General features: G+C 59.0%; 2 protein-coding genes. One reads left to right on the forward strand and one right to left on the reverse strand.

Annotated features, from left to right (window positions below):
• Nucleotides 1–279, forward strand: a 279-nt coding sequence (locus RVY79_RS17040) for a hypothetical protein (RefSeq protein WP_317465662.1), incomplete at its 5' end; no start/stop codon positions are given.
• A 110-nt stretch (nt 280–389) separates the two neighbouring features.
• On the opposite strand, the gene RVY79_RS17045 is transcribed toward RVY79_RS17040, so the two are convergent.
• A partial coding sequence (locus RVY79_RS17045; protein ID WP_317465663.1) for a hypothetical protein occupies nt 390–571 on the reverse strand: 182 nt, incomplete at its 5' end.

A 571-nucleotide genomic window follows, 5' to 3' on the forward strand; every position in this document is an offset into this window, starting at 1 on the left:
AATCTGGTCATCAGTGACCAGAACCCGGTTGACTATCTGAAGCCATTTGTCGAGGCCGCAGGATTCGACCAGGTGTTGGAAAGCCACTTGCTTGGCCCAGAGGTGAAGGAGCTGGCAGAACTCACGAAATTGCCGCCAAACGCACTCGTGCACTTCATCGAGTCACGCGCCACACGAGTCATTAACCGGCTCATCGCATTGGGCATCGACGTTCGTGTCGTGGATAGCGAGCACCCAAATGTTGGGGCTGCCGACAAGGTTGCTCCCTTGTATGCGTAGCGAGCCCCAGCGCCACAATGCATGCTGGCACGCACGACCACAGACGCCAGCGCTCGGGGCCGAGGAACGCCAACTGTCAAGCAGAGCCAAGGCGTATAGTCGGCACAGCGTCATTCGTCAGATAGGTGCCGCCAGCACTCCCCACGCCATTGCCTGGCCTCTTCGGCATCAATCAGACCTCGTTCAAGCAGCGTGTTGACATGGGCCGTGCTGAGTTCCCCGCCGTTCCGGAATGTGTCACGTGCGGCGTCGAGCAGCGCAGTCTCAATGCTGCCGTCGACGTGGATATGTT

The organism is Chromohalobacter sp. HP20-39 (assembly GCF_033052815.1).
Classification (GTDB): Bacteria; Pseudomonadota; Gammaproteobacteria; order Pseudomonadales; family Halomonadaceae; genus Chromohalobacter.